Below are 16,805 nucleotides of genomic sequence, written 5' to 3' on the forward strand. Positions count from 1 at the left end.
TGATTGCATCCGCGCTATGGCGAATACAAAAGCGCCGGTGGGCTAGTGTTGTTGATACCCGACCCCATGCCCGCCTTTTCAAAAGGCTTTCCGGCGCAAGGACATGACTTCGGGCAATTCCGGACTAAACGCGGACCGAATTCAAGCGGTTCCGCGAGAAACCTGTTTCTCCAGGGCGGCGTCGATGATCGTCCGCGCGGCCTGAAACGCCGCCTCTATACTCATTTCCGACGTATCTAGCAAGTGCGCGTCTTCAGCCGGCTTCAACGGGCTGTCGGCGCGGCCCATGTCGCGCTCGTCGCGTTTTTTCACCTCGGTGAAGATGGCATCATAATCGCCGCTGCCGCCATTGGCCAGAATCTCGTCGTAACGGCGTCGCGCCCGCACGTCGGCAGAGGCCGTGACGTAAAGCTTCACCGGCGCCTGCGGGCACACCACGGTTCCGATGTCGCGTCCGTCAAGCACCGTGCCCGGCTCCTTCAAGGCAAAACGCTGCTGCGCCTTGACGAGCGCGCGTCTCACCGGCGTCATCACCGCTATTTTGGACGCCGCCTCACCAATATCGTGCCGGGAAAGAACGGCGCGATCGAGCCCCGCAAGATCGACTTCCAGCGCCATCTTCTCGGCCACGGCCTCGTCATCGAGCGGCAGGCGGGCATCCAGAAGCGCCTTGGCGGTCGCCCTGTAGGTCAGCCCGGTATCGAGATGGTGGAAACCATAGGTCTCGGCGATCCTGCGTGATAGGGTTCCTTTGCCCGCCGCGGCCGGCCCGTCTATGGCGATCGTGAAGGTCATGAAGCTTTCCGCCTGTGCATCCGTCATTGATATAATAAAGTGTGTCATGCCTCCCTATTTATATCAGCATCCCCGCATAGGGGTTGCGCCGAGGCAGGCGGCACCCGAAGTTTGTCTTTGACACGAAAGAGCGCAACGATTAAGGGGACCGGCTATAAATTTTACCGTCTATGCCGGTTTTACGGCGTACACACCGAAACTCATCCGACAATTTGAGGCTTAGACAGTGGCAAAAGCGGAACTTGGTACCAAGCGCACAGACCCCGATACCGGCAAGAAGTTCTACGATCTGAACCGCGACCCGGTCGTTTCTCCCTACACCGGCAAGTCCTGGCCGCTGTCCTTCTTCGAGGAAAGCACCGCCCAGGCCAAGATGGAGCAGGCTGAAGAAGAGGAAGTGGCGGAAGTCGATACCGAAAACACGGAAGTCGAACTCGTCTCGCTGGAAGATGCCGATGGCGACAACAGCGGCGACGAAATCCCTGATCTGGGTGACGACGATGACGTCGAAATCGACGACGATGACGACACCTTCCTCGAAACCGACGACGAAGATGACGACGACGACATGTCCGGCATCATCGGCGTATCGGGCGACGACGAAGAAGCTTGATTTTACTCGATAATTCGGCCCGACGACAAAAAAATGACGCCGGGCCGTTTTTTATGCTTGCACTCGTCGGAAAGCCGCAGTAGTAAGCCGCCACCGAACGGAACAACAACCGCTTCGGTTCCCGGAACCGGAAGAAATGCCGGAACCCTTATGGGGCTATAGCTCAGCTGGGAGAGCGCTTGCATGGCATGCAAGAGGTCAGCGGTTCGATCCCGCTTAGCTCCACCAAATCTTTCCAGACAATAAGTCCTGCTTTCGGCCAACCGGTCTTTTCCTATTTTAAGCCGTTTGACGTCCTCACCTATTGCAGCAGCGCCCGCACATCCTGCCCGTTGATACGGCACTCCAGGGAACCCGGCCCGCTCACCTCTTCCGCCACCCGACATTCGAGATATCTGCCGCGCAGCCGGTTCTCCAGCGCCTTGAAGGCGTTGAGGCCGCAGGCGTAACGGCGGCCGTCCGGGCCGGTGCAGACGCGGTTGCGTTCGACCTCCTCCACGCCGGCGAGGCGGAATTCCTGGCCCTTGAAGGTGAAGCGGCTGCTGGAAATCACACGCAGGCGCTGGTCCGCATGCATTTTCAGCGGATAGAGATCTGGCGGCGTCGGAATGCGCTCGTAATTTTGGCTAAGGGGATCGACCCGTACCGGCGAGGTGGTCCACAGCAGTTCCGTATTGGCGGCAAGTCCTGTCGGTGCGGACGTCGCCTCGCCATTAACGAGCGAGGCGATGCGGATGCCGGCTATGCCGAGGCCTATGGCAAGGACGATCTGAAACAGCAAAATTGCGATCTGCCTGACCATGTCACCGCAACATCAAAACAATGAACGACATAAATTAGATCGGCTGTCTTTAGCCGCATATCACATCAATAAAACCTTGCACGCATTGACATCCCGCACGGTGCCCATGGCCATGATCGGAAGCTGGTCGTTATCCAGGATCACCCGTCCGGTTGTCCGCAACCAGCGAAAACCGCCGGATTTGAGCTGAATGCGATATTCCTGATCATAGAACACGCCATTTGTCAGCGAATTGTAAACCGCCTTGGCGACGCGTGCGCGCGAGCCGCTTTCGATCTGCGCAATGAAATCTTCGACCGGAATGCCGCAGGCGGCTTTTTCCGGGGAGAATTCGCGCAGGCGGGCCGCCACGGCATCGAGATAAATCAGGTTTTGCCCGATGTTCCAGGTATAATAACCCACAAGTGTCTCTTCGAGCGATATGTTCTCCAACATCGGCCTTCTACCGTCTGAAATGCTTGTGCGGGTCTGTAACACACCAGACGATAGACGGCTAACCACAAGAATTCATCCTTTTGTCTGATGAGACGCGGTTTTGTAGGCGGCGGATTATCGACAGCCCTTTTCGGCCGCCATGTTGGCGAACCAACCTTCCTGTGCCAAAGAAGGTTGATCCTAGAGCCAACGACCAGAGGAGCCGCCGTGACCATCGGGCTTGCCCATGCCGAACTCATCGCCGTCGTCACCGCCATCACCACGGATGAGCCGCGGGTCATGACCGTTCGCGAAGGCGCAGCACTTCCGTCGGGGCCGTTCGAATTCGGGCACAGAACGCTCCAGAGCGGGTTGCGGGAATGGATCCACGAACAGACCCACCACCCCGTCGGTTATCTCGAACAACTCTACACCTTCGCCGATCGCGACCGCAACAACGACATTCTAGGCGGAAGAACCATCTCCATCGGTTATCTCGGGCTGGTTCGCGAGCAGGAAGCATCAGGCGGCAAACGCGCCCTGTGGCACGGCTGGTACGAATATTTCCCATGGGAAGACCATCGCCAGGGCCGCCCTGAGGTTTTGGACACCATTATCGACAATCTGCGCGCATGGGCGGATTCCGATCCCACCTGCAAAAGCCAGCGCCATTTGCGGGCGGATTTCACCTTCGGTCTCGATGGCGGCGGCTGGAACGAGAAACTGACCCTGCAGCGTTACGAGCTGCTGTATGAAGCCGGGCTGGTCGAGGAAGCGCAGGGCGATCCGCGGGTCAATTTCGGCAGGCCCATGTTCGCCGATCACCGCCGCATTCTCGCCACCGGCATTGCGCGATTGAGGGCCAAGATCAAATACCGGCCGGTGGTTTTCGAACTGATGCCCGATGCCTTCACGCTCCTGCAGCTGCAGCGCGCCATCGAGGCGCTGGCCGGACTGACGCTGCACAAGCAGAATTTCCGCCGGCTTATCGAGCAGCAGCAGCTGGTGGAAGAAACCGGTGACATGGCGACCGAAACCGGCGGCCGCCCGGCAAAGCTTTTCCGCTTCCGCCAGACCGTTCTCGATGAGCGCGCCCTCTCGGGTACAAAACTGCCCCTCTCCCGCAATTGACATATGCTCACAACGAGAATATCTCTTTGTCCTAGATATACTCAAACAGAGTATAAATGGGAGAGTGCCGTGAACGAACAGATATCCGCCGCAAGCCTCTATGATCGCGTCGCCCGGGTGATTCCCAAGGCCGAATGGATGAGCTTTCAGGACGATGTGGATGCGATCCTCGAGTTGAAGCGCAAACGCAACGCGGTCATCCTCGCCCATAATTACCAGACACCGGAAATCTTCCATGGCGTCGCCGACATCGTCGGCGACAGCCTTGCCCTTGCCCGCAAGGCGATGGAGGTGGAGGCGGATGTGATCGTTCTCGCCGGCGTGCATTTCATGGCCGAGACGGCAAAGTTGCTCAATCCGCAAAAAACCGTGCTCATTCCGGATATGAGCGCGGGCTGCTCGCTGGCGGATTCCATCACGCCCGAGGACATCGCCCTTCTGCGCAAGGCCTATCCCGGCGTTCCGGTTGTCACCTATGTGAACACGTCCGCCGCGGTGAAGGCGGCCTCCGACATCTGCTGCACGTCAGGCAATGCCCGTCAGGTGGTGGAATCGCTCGGCGTGCCGCGCGTGCTGATGCTGCCGGATGAATATCTGGCGAAGAACGTGGCGAAGGAAACCAATGTCGAGCTGATCGCCTGGCGCGGCCATTGCGAGGTGCATGAGCTTTTCACCGCCGATGACATCAGAGAACTCAGGGAGAGCCATCCCGGCGTCACCGTGCTGGCGCATCCGGAATGTCCGCCCGATGTCGTGGAGGCCGCAGATTTTTCCGGCTCCACCGCCGTCATGTCTGACTATGTCGGGCGCGAGCGCCCCGCCCGCGTGGTGCTTCTGACGGAATGCTCGATGAGCGACAATGTCGCCGTGCATCACCCGGATGTCGAATTCATACGTCCCTGCAATCTCTGCCCGCATATGAAGCGCATCACGCTTGGCAACATCCGCACAGCCCTTGAGGAAAACCGCCATGAAGTGACGGTCGATCCGGCCATCGCCGTCGCCGCCCGCCGCGCCGTGGAAAGGATGCTGGAAATATGAGCGAGCGCCTCTCGTCGCATGCGGGCTGGACGGTCATTGTCGGCAGCGGCATTGCCGGCCTGATGGCGGCGCTGACGCTTGCGCCGCAGCCCGTGCTGCTTATCACACGCGGCGTTCTCGGCGGCGAGACGTCCAGCGCCTGGGCGCAGGGCGGCATCGCCGCTAGCCTCGGGCCGGACGATAGCACCGCACTCCACCTTGCTGATACGCTCGCCGCCGGCGACGGCCTCTGCGACACTGAAATGGCCGCAGAGATCGTCTCCGCCGCCCCCGCCGTCATCGAGGCGCTGGAGCGGGCCGGGGTGCGCTTTGACCGTGATGCCGAGGGCAGGCTCGTCTTCGGGCTGGAGGCCGCCCACGGCAGAAGGCGCATCCTGCACGCCGAAGGCGACGGTTCGGGCGCGGCGATCGTCGGGGCTCTCGCCGCCGCCGTTCTACGCACGCCCTCTGTCACCGTTCTGGAAGGCACGGAAGTGCGCCGCCTGCTGACGGAAGACGGCGTTATCGCTGGTCTAGCCTGCATCGGCCCCAAAGGCTGCTTCACTTTGCCGGCCACACAGGTCGTTCTCGCCACCGGCGGCCTCGGCGGGCTTTATGAGGCGACGACCAATCCATCCGGCAATTTCGGGCAGGGCATCATGCTCGCCGCCCGCGCCGGCGCCACCCTCTCCGACATGGAATTCGTCCAGTTTCACCCAACGGCGCTTTCCTCGCCCCGGCGGCCGCTGGCGCTGGTGAGCGAAGCGGTGCGGGGCGAAGGCGCGCTTCTACTTAATGAGAACGGCGAACGTTTCATGGCTGATGTTCCGGGTGCGGAACTCGCCTCGCGCGATATTGTCGCCCGCGCCATCGACCGCGAAATGCTGCGCGGCGGCAGGGTCTTTCTCGATGCCCGAAAGGCGCTGGGCTCGGGCTTTTCCGCCCGTTTCCCGTCGATCGACCTGCTCTGCCGCGAGGCAGGGATAGACCCCGCCCGCGAACTCGTGCCGGTCCGCCCGGCGGTGCATTACCATATGGGCGGCGTCGCCACCGATGGCAGAGGCCGAAGCTCGTTGCCGGGCCTTTGGGTTGCCGGCGAAACCGCCTGCACGGGGCTGCATGGCGCGAACCGGCTTGCCAGCAATTCCCTGCTGGAAGCGGCCGCCATGGGCATGCGCGCAGCGGAAGACATCGCCGGCAGGCGCACTTATGCTGGAAAACAGCGAGCTGATATCGCAGCACTCCCCACACCTGACTTCCCGGCAGTCGATCTCTCTCCCGTCCGGCCCATCGTTTCCCGCTATCTCGGCATCGTAAGACATGCGGAAGGATTGGCCGGTGCGATCCGTGACCTCCTGCCATTGGCGGAGCGGAACGGCGCGGCATCCGATCCCGCCCTTGTTGCCCTTGCCATCGCCGTCTTCGCGGCGCTGCGCACGGAATCGCGCGGTGCGCATTTCCGCGACGATTTTCCTGAAAAGGGCGCAGCGGCGACAAGGCGCAGGCTGAGCCTCAGCGACATCCTCGCCATCGCCCACGAATTTTCCTCTTCCAGCCATTCTTCGACCAGCCTTGCGCGGAGCGCCTGACATGACCCTTTCTCCCCTGCCACGCCTCATCATCGAACCGCTCGTGCGCAACGCCCTTCTGGAAGACCTCGGGCTGGCGGGCGATATCACTTCCGCCGCTGTCATTCCCGCCGATCATCGCTCGGTCGTCGTCATGGCCGCACGCGAGGCGGGCGTCATCGCCGGTCTCGATGCGGCGGAACTTGCTTTCCAGCTGGTAGACCCGGCCATCGTAATGAAACGGCATGTGCAGGATGGGACAACCGTAGCGCCCGGCGATATCATTGCAACGATCGAAGGCCCCTCGCGCGGCCTTCTGACGGCGGAACGCACGGCGCTGAATTTCCTTGGCCACCTGTCGGGCATAGCCTCCGTCACCGCAAAAATCGTTGCCGCCATTGCCGGCAGCAAAGCCTCGGTCGCCTGCACCCGCAAGACCACGCCGGGGCTGAGAGCACTGGAAAAATATGCCGTGCGCGCCGGCGGCGGCATGAACCACCGTTTTGCGCTTTGTGATGCCGTTCTCATCAAGGACAACCATATCGCCGTGGCCGGCGGCCCGCACGAGGCCATCCGCCGCGCCCGGCAGGGCGTGGGGCATCTCGTCAAGATCGAGGTGGAAGTCGATACGCTTGCGCAGCTGCGTGACGTCATGGACGAGGGCGTCGATGCGGTTCTCCTCGACAATATGACACCCGAACAGCTGCGCGAGGCCGTTGGGATCGTCGCCGGTCGCGCCATGACCGAAGCGTCCGGCCGCATCAACCCGCAAACGGCCGCGGCCATCGCCGCAACCGGCATCGACCTCATTTCCGTCGGCTGGCTGACCCATAGCGCACCGGTTCTCGATATCGGGCTGGATTTTGAGAGCCAGGGTTGAGTTTGCGATAGCGTGCACGCCGCACGGAACAAAAGTTCCGCGCCATCGTTAGTATCCCGCCTGTGGTCAATTCAAGGCGGGGGGACGTGCGCAAAAAATGCGGGTCCAGTGCCTTCTGACCTCTTTAGAAAGGAAAGGCCTGTTATGGAAGACGCACAAGTTGGCTGGATTGCAGCAATCATCATCGGCGGCGTAGCCGGATGGCTCGCGGAACAGTTCATGAAAAGCAATATGGGTGTTTTCATGAACATTATTCTCGGCATTATCGGCGCCATCGTCGCCAATTTCCTTCTGGGGCTCGTGGGCATTTCGCTCGGAGGCTGGATTGGTTATCTCATCGCCGGTTTCATCGGCGCCTGCATTCTCATCGCCATCGGGCGGGCGTTTCGCCGATAAGGGGAGGACACCATGAGCTTTTTCGACAAGATCAAGAACGCGATTTTCGGCAAGGCCGAGGCCGCACCTCAAACTTCGGCTCCGGCCGGAACACCGCCGACCACTGCAAGCCCAACCGCAGCAAGCCCGGCATCACCAGCCCCGACAGCGGCGGCTCCGGCGCCGACCGGCAATGTCGATGTCGCTTCCATTCTGGATGCGGCTGTCAAGAAGAACGGCCAGAGGCTCGACTGGAAACACTCCATCGTCGATCTTCTCAAGGCCCTCGACCTCGACAGCAGCCTGACGGCCAGAAAGGAACTGGCCGGTGAGCTCGGCTATACCGGCGACACCTCGGATTCGGCAACGATGAACATCTGGCTGCACAAGGCCGTCATCAAGAAACTGTCCGAAAACGGCGGCAAGGTTCCGGCCGACCTTCTGGATTAAACCGATAAACGGGAGAGCCGCGATGGACGACTATTCCAGCCTTCGAGAGCAGATCGGCCAGGACCTCGACACCCTGCACAGGACCGAGAATCCGAAGTCGATCTTCGAGATCGCCGACGACTATCTTCTGGGAAATCCAAATCTCAACAGAGCCATCGTCGAAGACATCATCAAGGAAGAAGCGGACAAGCGCGGCATCGCCATCCACTGAAGCCGCGCCTTGCAGGCACGGCTGCTGTAGCAAAAGGGGCGGCATTCGGTCTGGATGCCGCCCCTTTTATGCCGCGTACCTCAAAGCTTTATTTATCGAGCTTCGCTTCGGCCTTTTTCGCGTTTTCCTCCATCAGCTCATACCACATGGCGTTCATGACGGCGAAGATAGCGGCGAGAGGCAGGCCGAGCAGCCAGGCGAAATACCACATGTTCGATCTCCTTCTTTCTTGAATATCAGTAGGCGTGACCGCTATCGTCGCGGATCGCCTTTTCGTCCACCTTGCCCCACAGCACGCGATAGACCCATGACGTATAGGCGACGATGATCGGGATGAAGATGAGGGCGACGACCAGCATGATGAACAGCGTCATATGGCTGGACGACGCATCCCAGACCGTCAGGCTCGATTTCGGATCGACCGAAGACGGCAGGATGAAGGGAAACATCGTCAGCCCGACCGTTGAGATGATGCCGAAAATGGCGAGCGAGCTAGAAAGCAGCGCCAGCACCTCCTTGCGAGCCCTGAGCAAGATGAGGGCCACGAGCGGGAAGACGAGACCGAGCGCCGGCGCCAGCATCATCCAGGCATGGGCGGCATAGTTGGAAAACCAGACACCGCCCGCAACCTCGACTGTCTTCGACAGCGGATTGGACGGACCGTCGGTCACGATCTCCGACGTGAAGCGATATCCATCGATACCGAGCCATAGAAAGACACCGCCAAGCGCAAACAGAACTGACGTTGCAAGGGACGCGATGCTGCCGAAGCCGCGGGCGCGGGCCGCCACCGGACCATCCGTCTTCAACACCAGCCATGCCGCACCATGCATGACGAGCATGGCGACGGATACGAGCCCGCAGAGGATGGCGTAGGGGTTCAGAAGCTCGAACAGCGTCGTGCCGTCATAGAAAATTCTGAGGTCGTCATTGAGGTGGAAGGGAACGCCCTGCAGCACGTTGCCGATCGCCACGCCGAAAATCAGCGCGGGAACGAAGCCGCCGATAAAAAGCGCCCAGTCCCAGCCGGTGCGCCAGGCGGTGCTTTCACGCTTGGAACGATATTTGAAACCGACAGGGCGCAGGATCAGCGCAAACAGGGTGGCGAACATCGCCAGATAAAAACCTGAAAACGACACCGCATAAAGCGGCGGCCAGGCGGCGAAGATCGCGCCGCCGCCAAGGATCAGCCAGACCTGATTGCCTTCCCAGACCGGGCCGATGGAATTGATGACGACACGCCGCTCGATATCCGTTTTCGCAACGAAGGGCAGCAGCGCGCCGGTGCCGAGATCGAAACCGCCGGTAACGGCAAAACCGATCAGCACCACGCCGAGCAGCAGCCACCAGATGACGCGGAGGATTTCGTAGTCGATGAGTTGGTGCAATATCATGATCGTTTACTCCGCAGCGACGAGTTTTTCGGGAACGAGCGGCGCTTCCGGCTCATCGTCCGGATCAGGCCCCTTGCGGATCGCCTTCAGCATCAGCCCCATCTCGATGATGAACAGCACCGTGTAGATGGCGATGAAGCACAGGAGCGTGATGAGGACCGTGGAGGCGCTGAGGCTGGAGACGGCGGCGGCCGTCGGCAGAACGCCCTCGATGATCCATGGCTGGCGGCCGAATTCGGCCACGACCCAGCCCATTTCCGCCGCAATCCACGGCAGAGGAATGGCGAAGACCGCCACTTTCAGCAGCAACGGATAATGATCCAGCCGGCGGCGGGCCGAAAGATAAAAGAACGTCGCCGTCAGAAGGATGAAGAACATGCCAAGGCCGACCATGATGCGGAACGCCCAGAACAGCGTTGGCACATGGGGGATGGTATCGGCAGCCGCCTTGGCGATCTGCTCTTCGCTCGCCTGACGCGGATCATCGACATATCGTTTCAGCAGCAGGGCGTAACCAAGCTCATGGCCGAGTTCCGCAAAGGTGCCGCGCACCTCTTCGGGCAGTTGCGCACCTTTTCCGGTGGCGCGTATCTGCATCAGCGCATCATAAGCCTTGATACCGTCACGGATGCGGGTCTTCGCTTGCTCCACCAGATCGTTGATGCCCGGAATTTGCGTATCGAGCGAGCGGGTGCCGATAAGACCCATCACCCACGGGATTTTCACCGCGAAATGCGTCTCGCGTGCTTCCTGATCGGGAAAACCGATGGCCGTGAAGGGCGCCGGCGCCGGCTCCGTTTCCCACATGGCCTCGATGGAGGCGAGCTTCATCTTCTGGTGTTCGGTCGAGAGATAACCGCTTTCGTCCCCCAGCACGACGACCGACAGCGCGGAGGCAAGACCGAAGGAGGCGGCAACCGTCATCGAGCGCTTGGCGAGATCGACATGACGGCCCTTCAGCACATACCAGGCCGAAACGCCGAGCACGAAGATGGAGGCCGTCACGTAACCCGCAGAAACCGTGTGAACGAACTTCGCCTGCGCCACCGGGTTGAACAGGACCTCGAAGAAGTCGGTCACTTCCATGCGCATGGTCTGGGGATTGAAGGCGGAGCCCGTGGGGTTCTGCATCCAGCCATTGGCGATCAATATCCACAGCGCCGAAAAATTCGAGCCAAGGGCCACGCACCATGTCGCGACGAGATGGCCGAGTTTGGACAGCTTGTCCCAGCCGAAAAAGAACAGCCCGACGAAGGTGGCTTCCAGGAAGAAGGCCATCATGCCTTCGATCGCCAGCGGCGCACCGAAGATATCGCCGACATAATGGCTGTAATAACTCCAGTTCATGCCGAACTGGAATTCCATGACGATGCCGGTGGAAACGCCGAGCACGAAATTGATGCCGAACAACGTGCCCCAGAATTTCGTCATCTGCCGCCAGATCGTGCGGCCGGTCATGACATAGACCGTTTCCATGATGGCGATCACCACCGACAGCCCGATCGTCAGGGGAACGAACAGAAAGTGATATAAAGCCGTCACTGCAAATTGCAGGCGCGACAGCGCCACTATGTCGAGTTCCATAGTCTTACCCACCTTTTCCGGAAGGCCGGCCTTCCATTTCAGAGACGACGCCGGCTCTCAAAAAATCTCAGTCCGGGCGCAGTGTCTTCAGCACTACGCCGTATTCCGGGGTGCCGCTTTGACATTCATCAAATTGACGCCCCTCTTTCAGCACGATGATGCGCTCGGCAAATTCCGCCTCGCGGCGATTATGGGTGATCATCACGACAGTCTTGCCCTCCGCTCTCGCAAACAGCCGGGTGAGCACGTCGCGGGCAGTCTCGCCGTCCAGTCCCTCCGTCACCTCGTCAAGAAGCCAGAGCGGCCGGTCGGCAAGCAGGAAACGGGCGAGCGCCAGCCGGCGCGACTGGCCGCCGGAAAGACCCTGCCCCGCCTCACCAAGCCTTGTCTCCAGCCCTGCGGCCAGGGATTTGACGTGTTCGGCAAGGCCTGCCGCCGTCAGCGCATCCCACAATTCATCCGCGGTTGCGGCGGGTTTCGCCAGCCGCAGATTGTCGGCAATGCTGTCGCGGAAAAGCTGGCTGCGCTGCGTCATAAGAGTGGACGGCAGGGCGCTGACCGTGCCCGCAGCCGGCTGCAATTCACCCGCCAGAAGCTGGATAAGGCTCGTCTTGCCCGCGCCGCTCGGGCCGATGATCGCAACCCTCTCCCCGGCAGCGATTGCAAGGTTGATATTCGTCAGGACAGGATTGTCGTTCCCCTCCCGCTCCAGATGCACATCTTCGAGTTTTGCCGCCATCCCGCTGACCGGCAAGACGGGACAGCGACCCTCAACCGTCGCCGAGAGGCGCGGCGCGATGCGCCGTGCAGAGAACAGCGTACGCCCAAGTTCCATCGCCCCACGGCGCAGCGCCGTGAAAGGCTCCAGCGCAGCAAAACAGACGAGCAGCCCCAGCGCCGCAGCCGGCGCGCTCACCGCCCCCTGTTCCGCAAGCCAGGCCATGCCGAGAAGGGCTGCGCTCAAAAGAACGGCCGCTGAAACTCCGAAGGAAAAACCGGCATTGGTCTCGATACGGTTCAGGCTATCGTCACAGGCAGAGAGGTAGTCATCCGCCCGTTTCACCGCCGCCACCTGCGCGGAAAGGCGGCCGGTGGTCAGGAGCTCCGTCTGTCCGCTCACGAGATCGGTCGTGCGGGCCCGAAGTGCTTCAAGCCCGATTGCCCGGCGGCGCGAGAATTTTTCCGCCCGCAGGGCGGCGCGCGCCGAAATTCCAAGCCCTGCCACGATCAGGAAAGAGGCCGCCAGAATGCCGGCCATCGGATGAAGAAAAGCAAGCCCGAAGCCTGTCGCAATCGCGGCGAGGATCGCCACGGCGGCGGGAACCAGCACGCGCAGATAAAGCGAATCCAGCGCGTCTATATCCGCCGTCAGCCGGTTCAGCAGGCGGGCGGGCCTTGCCTCCAGGGATTTCGCGGCCTGCGGCGCGGCAAAACCGCGAAACAGCTTTTCCCGAAGTGCCGCAAGCACGGAAAGCGTCGCTTCATGGGTCGTCATGCGCTCGCCGTAACGGGCGGCGGTGCGCGCCAGCGCCAGAAGACGGATGGCGGCCGAAGGGGCAAAGACATCGAAAGCATAGGCCGTTGCGGGCAGAAGACCGGCAATCGCCGTTGCGGTGATGAACCAGCCGGAAACGCCGAGAAGACCGATACCCGCCAGCACCGTCGTTACCGCCAGAACCGCGCCCGCCAGCAGCATGCCGCGCCGCGCCGACCAGAACAGGGCGATAACGGGTCTCAATATCGCAAAACGCGCGATCATGGCTGCCCCCTCGAATGGATCGCCGTCATATCCACGATCCTGTCCATGCGCGCCGCAAGCACCGGATCATGGGTCGCGACGATCAAAGTCCTGCCATTTGCCAGTTGCAGCAGGTTATCCGTGACGAGAGCAGCTGTTTCCCGGTCGAGATGGGCCGTCGGCTCATCGGCCAGAACTAACTGCGTGGCGGGGTCTGCGAAAGCACGCGCAATGGCAATCCGCACCGCCTCCCCACCCGAAACTCCATATCCGCCATCACCGATCTGCAGATGCCGGCGTGCATGCCTCAATTCATCGAGCCCTGTGCGGCGCAGCGTCTCTTCCACCATGCCGTCACTGACACCGGAACGACCGAAACGAATATTTGCCTTCAGCGAAGCGGCAAAAAAGAACGGCCTCTGGCTGACCCAACCGATCGTCCTGCGCAGCCCATCGGCCGTCGCATGATCGAGCTTTACGCCGCCGATCCTGATCGAACCCTCTCCAGCCTCGGCCAGCCCGGCAATCAAGGAGAGTACAGTGGATTTGCCACAACCGGAAGGCCCAAGAATCGCAACTCGCTCACCCTGTTGAACCGTCAGGTTGAGATTTTGGATGACCGGTGGGGTGTTCGGATAAGCAAAGGAGAGATTGTCCATCTCCACCAGGCCGGACTTCAGGGATGGAACAGACGCCACATCCGCGCCCTCGCCCGCGATGGCCGCACCGCCAGCTGTCAGTTTGCCGAGCGCTTCAAGCGCCGCTTCGCCGGCCGCGCGGTCGTGCCAGACGGCGGAGAGTTCCCGCAGCGGTTCGAAAAAGGCCGGCGCCAGAAGCAGGATGAAGAGACCTTCGGCCAGCGTCAGCTTGTGGCCCCAGGCGCCGAAATCCAGAAATCCGAGCAGATGAAAACCGATATAGACGGCGGTCATGGCAACGCCGAGCGCTGCGAAAAGCTCCAGCACCGCCGAGGAAAGAAAGGCGATCCTGAGCACCGCCATCGTCCGCTTCTTGAGGTTCTGCGCATCGACGCTCAGGCGCTCCGCCGTCAGATTGACGGCTTTAAGCGTGCGGATCGTTTCCAGCCCGCGCAGGCGATCGAGCAGGAAGGCATTCATATTGCCCGTCTCGGCAAGCTGCTTTTCACTGGCGGCCTTCGCCTGCCAGCCGATGAGCGCCATGAAAAGCGGGATGGTTGGCATGGCGAGCAGCAGCACCAGCGCCGCGATCCAGGTGAATGGCAGGATCGCCAGCACGAAAACAAGGGGAATGATGGTGGCCTTCATCCGCGCCGGCTGGAAACGGGAAAGATAGGGCACCAGCGCTTCCGCCGCCTCGGCCAAAACACCCGCCGCCTCACCCGAGGCGGTGCGTGACAGATCGAGCGGGGAAACCTTCGCCACAGCCTGCAGCGCTTCCAGCCGCCGCTGCGACAGCGCCGCACGGGCGGCACGAAACGACAGCCGCGCCGCCATCTTTTCCAGCCACGCCTTGACGAGGCCGAGGATGAGAACCGCAGCGGCGGCTGGCACGATCGCCATCATCGGCGCGCCACCGGCAATTCTTCCGACGGAAAAAGCAAGCAGACCCGCCTGCGGCAGCCACAGCAAAGCCGCCAGCACATGCAGCAGGGCAACGGATCTCCCCACCACCGGCGCGCCTGTCATTTTTGCCCGCCCGTCAGCTCTGTCGCGAGAAGTTTTGCGGTTGGCTTTGCGCCGACCCATCGCATCGCGCGAGACTACAGCCGGCGCGGGACAGACTGCCCCCTCACCATCGGCCCCCTGGCGGATTTCCACTGACATGCTCACGGCCGATCTCCTCACCCGTCCTTCTTCGCGCCACGGGGTCTGGCAAGGGAGACGATCCTGTCCTTGGCCTCCAGGAGCTTCGTGACCTTGGAACCAAGCGCCAGAAGCGAGGCCAGCCTTTCCGTCTCCAGCCGCTTCACATCGTCATACCAGCCGGTAAGCTGCTCGATCAGCGTCTTCATCTCGTCGATGCGCTTCTGCGCATGCCGCTCATCTTCGTTTTCCGGCGTCTCCATCAGAATTTCACGCAGCACGCTGAGCGTGGGATCGATCTCGCGCTTCTTGCGCTCCTCGGCAAGGGTGCGGAGAATCTGCCAGACATCATCAGGCGTCGTGAAAAAATCGCGCCGGTCGCCGGGAAAATGCTTGAGAATTGCAAGGTTCCACGCCTGCAGCTCCTTCAGGCTCATCGACACGTTGGAACGGGAAATGCCAAGCGCTTCCACAATATCGTCCGCACACAGCGGCTGCGGCGAAATATAAAGCAAAGCATAGACTTGGCCGACCGTGCGGTTGATGCCCCAGCGGCTGCCCATCTCACCGAAATGCAGCACAAAGGACTGAACGAGCGGGGAGAGATTGGTTGGCATTTCTTTGTTTCCTGAATTTTCAGTAATTTCTGAAATTTCGATAACGCAAAAAAAGACAGGCGGCAAATCACCTTTTTGACCTGCGTCAAAATGTGCAGATGAGCAGAGACGACATCGGTGAAGATGCTCGCGGGTGCGCCCGGGGCAAAATATGCGGCAGTCGTGTTGGGGCTTTATGACAGGCTGGGCGTTTGCTCGGGTTCGTCACCCTGAGCCGGAATACGCACCCCAAAGCAACCGATGATATCGATAACATCGACACAGGTCGCCACCGGCAAAAATCCGCCATAAAAAAACGGCGGCGGAATGATCCGCCGCCGATGGAAACGCCGGCACATTTGCATGCGGCAAAAGCGCTTACGAAAAAGCGATCTGCACCTTCATGGCGCGGCTGCGATCCGAGGCGAATTCGAAGGCCGAGATGGCGTCGTCGAGATCGACGGTCTGGGTGATGAACGGCTTGACGTCGATCAGGCCCTTGCGCATCAATTCCACACCGGTGGCGAATTCCTCATGGAAGCGGAAAGAGCCTCGCAGATCCAGTTCCTTGGCGGTGATCGCCATCATCGGCAGGCTCATATCGCCGCCAAGACCGAGCTGGACGATGATGCCGCGCGGACGAAGCGCCGTAATACCACCGGCAAGCGCCACGGCGGCACCCGAGCATTCATAGAGAACATCGAAAGTTCCCTTGTTCGCGCCATAAGCGGCAAGCGCGTCGGGCTCATCCCTACTGTTGATGACACGATCCGCACCCGCCTCACGCGCCTTGGCAAGCGTGAAATCGGAAAGATCGGTGGCGACAATCTCGGCCGCGCCGGCACGGCGGGCCGCCAGAATGGAGAGGATGCCGATCGGGCCACACCCCGTGACAAGCACACGTTTTCCCAGCAAATCGCCGGCGCGGCGGGTAGCATGCAGCGTCACCGCCAGCGGCTCGGCCATGGCGGCCTCGCCGGCGCTCAGGCCATCGGCCGGCACGCATTGCAGGGCGTCCGCCACCAGAACCTCACGGAAAGCGCCCTGAATATGCGGAAAAGGCATCGCGCTGCCATAAAAGCGCATGTTGAGGCACTGGTTGTGCAGGCCTTCCTGGCAGAAGCGGCAGGTTCTGCACGGCCGGGACGGCGAAACGGCGACCAGACCGCCGACCTTTAGCCCTTCCACGCCCTCGCCCAGTTCTTCGATGACGGCCGAGACCTCATGGCCGAGCACCATGGGTTCACGAAGCCGCACCGCACCGAAACCTCCGTGATTGTAATAATGCAGATCGCTGCCGCAAATTCCGCCCCGGACCAGACGAAGCCGCACTTCTCCCGCTCCCGGCGCTTCCTCGGGCCGTTCCTCGATGCGCACATCCTTGGCCCCATGGGCAACAATCGCTCTCATAAATATCTCCCGTTCGACATCGCGCCTGAGCAGCACGACA

18 protein-coding genes and 1 tRNA gene are annotated in these 16,805 nt (G+C 61.1%); 9 read left to right on the forward strand and 10 right to left on the reverse strand.

Features of this window, described 5'->3' with window-relative positions; all coding sequences use genetic code 11:
* Window positions 1–141 precede the first annotated feature (141 nt).
* A complete protein-coding gene (gene cmk / locus CFB10_RS18520; protein ID WP_020009999.1) occupies window positions 142–822 on the reverse strand; it encodes a (d)CMP kinase in 681 nt (226 codons plus the stop codon).
* A gap of 199 nt (window positions 823–1,021) precedes the next feature.
* Between cmk and CFB10_RS18525 the strand changes: the two genes are divergently transcribed.
* Together CFB10_RS18525 and CFB10_RS18530 are read left to right on the forward strand one after the other, a co-directional pair.
* Window positions 1,022–1,408 carry a TIGR02300 family protein gene (locus CFB10_RS18525; protein WP_003508651.1) on the forward strand — a complete coding sequence of 129 codons (387 nt, stop codon included), beginning with the start codon at window positions 1,022–1,024 and terminating at the stop codon, window positions 1,406–1,408.
* 152 nt (window positions 1,409–1,560) lie between these two features.
* Window positions 1,561–1,636, forward strand: a tRNA-Ala gene (locus tag CFB10_RS18530).
* Window positions 1,637–1,709: 73 nt separating this feature from the next.
* On the opposite strand, the gene CFB10_RS18535 is transcribed toward CFB10_RS18530, so the two are convergent.
* Complete coding sequence (locus CFB10_RS18535; RefSeq protein ID WP_020010000.1) at window positions 1,710–2,210, reverse strand: hypothetical protein; 501 nt, start codon at window positions 2,208–2,210, stop codon at window positions 1,710–1,712.
* Between the two features lie 60 nt (window positions 2,211–2,270).
* On the reverse strand, window positions 2,271–2,645 hold the full coding sequence (locus tag CFB10_RS18540; protein ID WP_020010001.1) for a PAS domain-containing protein: 375 nt from the start codon (window positions 2,643–2,645) through the stop codon (window positions 2,271–2,273).
* 207 nt (window positions 2,646–2,852) lie between these two features.
* Here CFB10_RS18540 and CFB10_RS18545 point away from each other — a divergent pair, with 207 nt between their 5' ends.
* From CFB10_RS18545 to CFB10_RS18575, 7 genes are all read left to right on the forward strand, one after another.
* Entirely contained in the window at window positions 2,853–3,755 is a 903-nt protein-coding gene (locus CFB10_RS18545) for a membrane protein (RefSeq protein WP_020010002.1), read from the forward strand.
* A gap of 69 nt (window positions 3,756–3,824) precedes the next feature.
* Complete coding sequence (gene nadA, locus CFB10_RS18550) at window positions 3,825–4,796, forward strand: quinolinate synthase NadA (protein ID WP_020010003.1); 972 nt, start codon at window positions 3,825–3,827, stop codon at window positions 4,794–4,796.
* Window positions 4,793–6,364: an L-aspartate oxidase gene (locus tag CFB10_RS18555; RefSeq protein ID WP_020010004.1), complete on the forward strand. Its 1,572-nt coding sequence runs from the start codon at window positions 4,793–4,795 to the stop codon at window positions 6,362–6,364. The genes nadA and CFB10_RS18555 overlap by 4 nt, the downstream gene beginning before the upstream one ends.
* Before the next feature lies 1 nt (window position 6,365).
* Entirely contained in the window at window positions 6,366–7,223 is an 858-nt protein-coding gene (gene nadC, locus CFB10_RS18560) for a carboxylating nicotinate-nucleotide diphosphorylase (protein ID WP_026363565.1), read from the forward strand.
* A gap of 144 nt (window positions 7,224–7,367) precedes the next feature.
* Window positions 7,368–7,619, forward strand: a complete 252-nt coding sequence (locus tag CFB10_RS18565) for a GlsB/YeaQ/YmgE family stress response membrane protein (protein ID WP_003508605.1) — start codon at window positions 7,368–7,370, stop codon at window positions 7,617–7,619.
* 12 nt (window positions 7,620–7,631) lie between these two features.
* The gene (locus CFB10_RS18570) at window positions 7,632–8,048 is read left to right on the forward strand and encodes a DUF3597 domain-containing protein (RefSeq protein WP_020010006.1); all 417 of its coding nucleotides are present in this window, start codon (window positions 7,632–7,634) and stop codon (window positions 8,046–8,048) included.
* A 22-nt stretch (window positions 8,049–8,070) separates the two neighbouring features.
* The gene (locus tag CFB10_RS18575) at window positions 8,071–8,259 is read left to right on the forward strand and encodes a hypothetical protein (RefSeq protein WP_020010007.1); all 189 of its coding nucleotides are present in this window, start codon (window positions 8,071–8,073) and stop codon (window positions 8,257–8,259) included.
* A gap of 88 nt (window positions 8,260–8,347) precedes the next feature.
* Here CFB10_RS18575 and cydX read toward each other — a convergent pair whose 3' ends face one another.
* The 7 genes from cydX to CFB10_RS18610 all read right to left on the reverse strand — a co-directional run bounded on the left by cydX (window position 8,348) and on the right by CFB10_RS18610 (window position 16,765).
* Window positions 8,348–8,470, reverse strand: coding sequence for a cytochrome bd-I oxidase subunit CydX (gene cydX, locus CFB10_RS18580; protein ID WP_003508602.1), 123 nt, complete (start codon window positions 8,468–8,470; stop codon window positions 8,348–8,350).
* A 25-nt stretch (window positions 8,471–8,495) separates the two neighbouring features.
* Window positions 8,496–9,653: a cytochrome d ubiquinol oxidase subunit II gene (gene cydB, locus CFB10_RS18585; RefSeq protein ID WP_020010008.1), complete on the reverse strand. Its 1,158-nt coding sequence runs from the start codon at window positions 9,651–9,653 to the stop codon at window positions 8,496–8,498.
* Window positions 9,654–9,659: 6 nt separating this feature from the next.
* Window positions 9,660–11,237 (reverse strand): cytochrome ubiquinol oxidase subunit I, encoded by a 1,578-nt coding sequence (locus CFB10_RS18590; protein ID WP_020010009.1) that lies wholly within the window; start codon window positions 11,235–11,237, stop codon window positions 9,660–9,662.
* A gap of 67 nt (window positions 11,238–11,304) precedes the next feature.
* Window positions 11,305–12,996 carry a thiol reductant ABC exporter subunit CydC gene (gene cydC, locus CFB10_RS18595; protein WP_020010010.1) on the reverse strand — a complete coding sequence of 564 codons (1,692 nt, stop codon included), beginning with the start codon at window positions 12,994–12,996 and terminating at the stop codon, window positions 11,305–11,307.
* Complete coding sequence (cydD, locus tag CFB10_RS18600) at window positions 12,993–14,780, reverse strand: thiol reductant ABC exporter subunit CydD (protein WP_026363567.1); 1,788 nt, start codon at window positions 14,778–14,780, stop codon at window positions 12,993–12,995. Before cydD ends, cydC begins: the two co-directional genes overlap by 4 nt.
* 17 nt (window positions 14,781–14,797) lie before the next feature.
* Window positions 14,798–15,376, reverse strand: a complete 579-nt coding sequence (locus tag CFB10_RS18605) for a GbsR/MarR family transcriptional regulator (protein WP_020010012.1) — start codon at window positions 15,374–15,376, stop codon at window positions 14,798–14,800.
* Window positions 15,377–15,733: 357 nt separating this feature from the next.
* Entirely contained in the window at window positions 15,734–16,765 is a 1,032-nt protein-coding gene (locus CFB10_RS18610) for an L-idonate 5-dehydrogenase (RefSeq protein ID WP_020010014.1), read from the reverse strand.
* Between the last annotated feature and the right edge of the window lie 40 nt (window positions 16,766–16,805).

This window comes from Agrobacterium sp. 719_389, from assembly GCF_900188475.1.
Taxonomy (GTDB): domain Bacteria; phylum Pseudomonadota; class Alphaproteobacteria; order Rhizobiales; family Rhizobiaceae; genus Agrobacterium; species Agrobacterium radiobacter.